General features: G+C 71.1%; 4 protein-coding genes. All 4 read right to left on the reverse strand.

All coding sequences use genetic code 11. The features are described from left to right. The coding region (locus tag VF536_RS25900) for a DPP IV N-terminal domain-containing protein (protein WP_331617834.1) at nt 1-1,349 on the reverse strand (1,349 nt) is incomplete at its 3' end. Beyond that, nucleotides 1,346-2,446, reverse strand: coding sequence for a tRNA dihydrouridine synthase (locus tag VF536_RS25905; protein WP_331617835.1), 1,101 nt, complete (start codon nt 2,444-2,446; stop codon nt 1,346-1,348). The genes VF536_RS25900 and VF536_RS25905, both read right to left, overlap by 4 nt. A 76-nt stretch (nt 2,447-2,522) precedes the next feature. Further along, nucleotides 2,523-3,056 carry a YgjP-like metallopeptidase domain-containing protein gene (locus VF536_RS25910; RefSeq protein ID WP_331617836.1) on the reverse strand — a complete coding sequence of 178 codons (534 nt, stop codon included), beginning with the start codon at nt 3,054-3,056 and terminating at the stop codon, nt 2,523-2,525. A 7-nt stretch (nt 3,057-3,063) separates the two neighbouring features. Next, nucleotides 3,064-4,753: M3 family metallopeptidase (locus VF536_RS25915; RefSeq protein WP_331617837.1), on the reverse strand; the 1,690-nt coding region annotated here is incomplete at its 5' end.

A 4,753-nucleotide genomic window follows, 5' to 3' on the forward strand; every position in this document is an offset into this window, starting at 1 on the left:
CAATCGCCGTCGCCGCGGGCGTCGCGCCACTGGCGCGGCTGCGCGCCGTCGAGCGGGCGGCTCGTGCCGTTCAGGTCGATCGCGAACAGCTCGCGCGAACGGCCGCGATCACGCGCCGCCGCATAGACCACGGTGCGACCGTCGCTGCACACGCGATGCGCGACCGGCTCGGGCTCGTTCGTCAGCGGCCGGCGCTCGCCGGTGCGTCGATCCACCAGCACCAGCTGACGGCGGCCCGAGGACTCGCTGGACCACAGCAGCGCCGGCTGTCCCGACAGCGTCAGGCCGTCGATCTCCTGCAGGTCGTCGTGCACCTCGACCCACGCGGGATCGCGTTCGTCGATCACGGTGCGGCCCGGACCGGCGCCGTGGGCGTATTCGGTCAGCGCCAGCTTGTGCTGGTCGCGCGTCAGCGTCTGCAGCCACGGCGTGCCGTCGCCGAACCAGCCGGCGCGGGCGATGTACTCCGCGTCCGAGGGCAGCGGCAGCGGCGTCGCGCGGCCGTCGGAGACCTGCAGCGTCCAGGCGGTGACGCGCGCGTTGTTCTCGCCGGCGCCCGGGTAGCGCTGCTGCGTCATCGTCGTGCGGTCGGAGAAGATCTGCGCACGCGTCTTCACCGGCACGTCGCGCTCGTCGACGTTCAGCGCCAGCAGCTGCCTGCCGTCCGGCGACCACCAGTAGCCACGCTGGCGGCTCAACTCTTCGGCCGCGATGAATTCGGCCAGCCCCCAGAAGCGCGTCTCCGTCGCGCCCTTGGTCAGCGCGCGGGCGGCGCCGTCGCCGTCGAGCGCCTGCACCCACAGCTCGCCGCCCTTCACGTAGGCGATGCGGCTGCCGTCGGGCGAGCAGGTCGGATCCTGCTCCGGCACCTGCTCGTCGTTGGTGAGCCGTTGCGCCTTCGGGCCCTGCTCGCCCAGGCGCACCAGGTACAGGTCGCCCGACAGCGGGAACAGCAGCGCCTTGCCCGACGGGCCGCACCACTGGTAGCCGGTGATGCCGCCCTGCGAGATGCGCTTGCGCTCGAGCGCCATGCGTTCCGCCTCGGTCAGCTGCTGGCTGCGACCGCCGAGCACATCCGCCGCCGACACCAGCTTGCGCGGCGCGCCGCCGGCCGCGGGCTGCGCCCACAGCTCGAGCTGCTCGCTGTCGGTCTCCGAGGGGCGCAGGTAGCTGACCCACGCGCCGTCGGGCGAGATCTCGGCCTGGCGCACCAGGCGGCCCTGCAGCGGCGGATCGCCGAGGACGCGTTCGAGCGTCAGCGGCGTCACAGGCGTGGCGGCGGTGGCGAGCACCGGCGTCAATGCGGCGGCGAGCGCCATCAGGCGCGAAGTCAGACGGAAAGCGGTCATGCGGCGATCAGCGAGTCGCTGTCTTGTTGTTGATCGGGATCGGAAGCGCCTTCGACAGCGCCTTCCAAGGCGAGATCGTCCGCCTCGCAGGCGCTGAAGGCGTCGACGATGTCGTCATCCGCCATGTCGGGCGGCGGCGCTGTCGGATCGAGCGGGCGGCCGAACAGCGTCATGGCCAGAACGTCCGGCGCGTTGATCGTGCGCACGCGCTGGTAGGTCTCTTCCGCCTCGGGGTAACGGCGGCGCAGGTAGTGCAGCCACTGCTTGAGGCGGCCCGCTTGGTGGCGCGTCGCCACATTGCGACGCACCTGGGCGAAGAAGCTCTCCATCAACGGAATCACGTCCGACCACGGCAGCGCGGTGGCGCCCTCCGAGTGGCCAAGCGCCGCGCGGACTGCGAGTGCCAGTCCCGGATCGGCCACCATGCCGCGCCCCAGCATCAGCGAGGTGCAGCCGGATTCCTCGAGGCAGCGCAGCGCGTCCTCGACGGTCCACACCTCGCCGTTGGCAACGACGTTGATGCCGATCGCCTCGCGCAGCACGCCGATCTGATCCCAGTAGGCGGGCGGCTTGTAGCCGTCGCGCTTGGTGCGGCCGTGGACGACGAGTTCGGAGGCGCCGGCCGCTTCGATCGCGCGGGCGCAATCGAGCATGCGTCCGCGGTCCTCGTTGCCGAGCCGCATCTTGGCCGACACCGGCAGGTGCGCCGGCACCGCGCGGCGCACGGCGGCGACGATCGCGCCGACCAGCTCCGGCTCGTCGAGCAGCACCGCGCCGCCGCGATGCCGGTTCACCGTCTTGGCCGGGCAGCCGAAGTTGAGGTCGATGCCTTCGGGATCGAGCTCGGCCAGCCGCGCGGCGTTCTCCGCCAGACACTGGGGATCGGACCCGAGCAGTTGCGCCCGCACCGGCACGCCCGCGTGCGTGCGGCCGCCATGGAGCAGCTCCGGCACGATGCGCGTGAACACGCGACGCGGCAGCAGCCGGTCGGTGATGCGGATGAACTCGGAGACACAGCGGTCCACGCCGCCGACACGGGTCAGCGTGTCGCGCAGCATGTGGTCCAGCAGGCCCTCCATGGGCGCCAGCAGAATCATTGGAGGCAGGGAACCCGCCGCGCTCGTGGCGCCGGGGTTCGGCGGTCTGGAAAGACCGGGAGCATAGCGGAAGCGCCTATTCCTGGACCTTCCCGGCCCTCTCGACCTTCCCCGCCTTCGCGAGCTTCTCCTCGCGGTCGCGCACGCTCAACCACAGGCGCACGTCGAATTCCAGCTGCGAGTAGTCCGACGCCATGTGGTGGCACAACGCATAGAACGCCTTGTCGTGCTCCAGCTCCTTCAGATGCGCGAGCTCATGCACGACGATCATCTTCAGGAACTCGGCCGGCGCCTCGCGGAACAGCGTCGCGACGCGGATCTCGCGCCGCGTCTTGAGCCGGTTGCCGTGCACCACCGCCTGCCGCGTGTGCGTGCCCAGCGCATGCTGGATGACCTTGAGCTTGGCGTCATAGGCCACCAGCGCCAGCGGCCCCGCGTTGCGCATGAAGCGCTGCTTGAGGTCCTGGGTGTAGTCGAACAGCGCCTTGTCGCTGCGGACCTCGTGCGGCTCCGGATACTTGCGCGCCAGCAGCGGGCCGAGCTCGCCCGCGTCCAGCAACTGCTGCGCCTGCGCGACCAGCGCCGGCGCGTATCCCTGCAGGTACTTCACGACGCGGTCAGTGCGCAGCGGCCGCGGCGGACGCCGGCGGCGCCGCGTAGTGCGCGACGATCCACTGCTCGAAGCGGTCGAACATCGCCTGCTCCGCCGCTGCGCTGCCGTCGCCGTTGTCGGCCAGCAGCTCTGCGCCATGGACCACGCGGACATGCGCGTCCAGCGGCGGACCTTCATCGGCGCGTTCGCCGCGACGCTCGGACGCCTCCAGCAGGTCCTGCGCCTTCGCCCAGGCCTGTTCGACGGTCTCGTCGCAGGCCTCGGCCAGATGACGCGCCGAGAAGCCCTCGCCGGTCAGCCGGCGCAGCGTCGCGTCGTGCGACAGGCTGTTGCCCGGCGCCCAGTAGGCCTGCGCCAGCGCCGGCCCGATCGCCGGGTTGTCCGTGAGGTAGCCGTCGCGCTGCAGGAAGAACGCCCGCGTCTGGTAGACCGCCATGTGCGCGAGCAGATAGCCCTGGTACGACGCCGCCGACTCCTGGTTCAGCAGGTGCGGGATCGCCAGGATCGGGCGCGGCGCGCGGTCGACGCCCTGGATGCGGCGCTCCATCGCGCGGGCCAGGGCGAGCACGGCCTCCGGCGTGCGCTCGTCATCGGGCATCGCGTACAGCGCCGCCTCGAAGTACGGCACCACGGCGATCGCGCGCTCATCGAAGGCGCGCATCGGCTGCGCCGAGGCGATGCGATCGCGGATCAGCTCGTCGGGAATCGCCTGTCCGTCGACGGTGCGCGCATAACGCTTGAGCCAGTCCGCATCGCCCAGCAGGCTGTCGCAGAACATCGACTGCGTTTCCGCATAGGCCATCGAGGTCGGCGCGAACTCCTGCGAGAAACACGGCGAGTTCTGCGTCACATTGGCGAAGTGGGCCGCGTGGCCGCCCTCGTGGAACAGCGTCATCATCGCCCGCGCGCCGCTGCCGACCTGGTCGGGCTTGGCTTCGGCGGTGAAGTTGATCTCGCCGGCGTGCCAGCGTCCCTGCTCGTCGAACCAGGTCGGCAGCGGGCCGTGGCAGAAGCCGTTCTGGTACTTGCCCGGGCGCTGCAGCAGGTCCAGGCGCATCGTCGCGCCGCGGTACTGGATGCCCAGCCGGCGGAAGCTCCGCACCCAGCGCCGCAGCGCGGGACCGAAGGGCATGTACGGGTCCATGCGGCGCGTCACGTCGCCGGCGCTGTGGAAGCGCAGGTTCCAGGGCTCCAGGGCGTCGGCGCCGTGCTTCGCGGCGAGCGCGTCATGCGCGCGCTTCTGCGCAGCGTCGGTGCGGGCGACGAAGTCGTCGAGCACGCCGAAGAGCTCCGCCTTCGTCATGCGCTCGTTCTTGCGCAGCTTCATCTCGAAGTAGTCCGGGAAGCCCAGCGCGCGCGCCAGCCGGTTGCGCAGCGCGACGACTTCGAGGAAGCCGTTCTCCAGCACCCAGCGCTCCAGGCCGTGCAGCGCCTCGTAGGAGCTGCGGCGGCGCGACTCGTCCGGGTTGGTGGCGAGGTTGGTCGACAGCATCGTCAGCGTGGCGGCTTCGGTCTCGCCGCGGTCGTTGACATGCGTCGGCGCGAAGTCCTTGCGCTTGGCGAAGAGCACACGCTCGGCCTCGATCAGCTCGGCCATCAGGCGGCGGCCTTCGTCGTTGTCGACGATGTTGGCCTCGAAGACGCCCAGCCAGCCGCGCAGGCCATGGGCCAGCGCCTGGCGGGCCTCGATGCCG

Origin of the sequence: Roseateles sp., assembly GCF_036486225.1 — a bacterium.
Lineage (GTDB): Bacteria > Pseudomonadota > Gammaproteobacteria > Burkholderiales > Burkholderiaceae_C > Roseateles.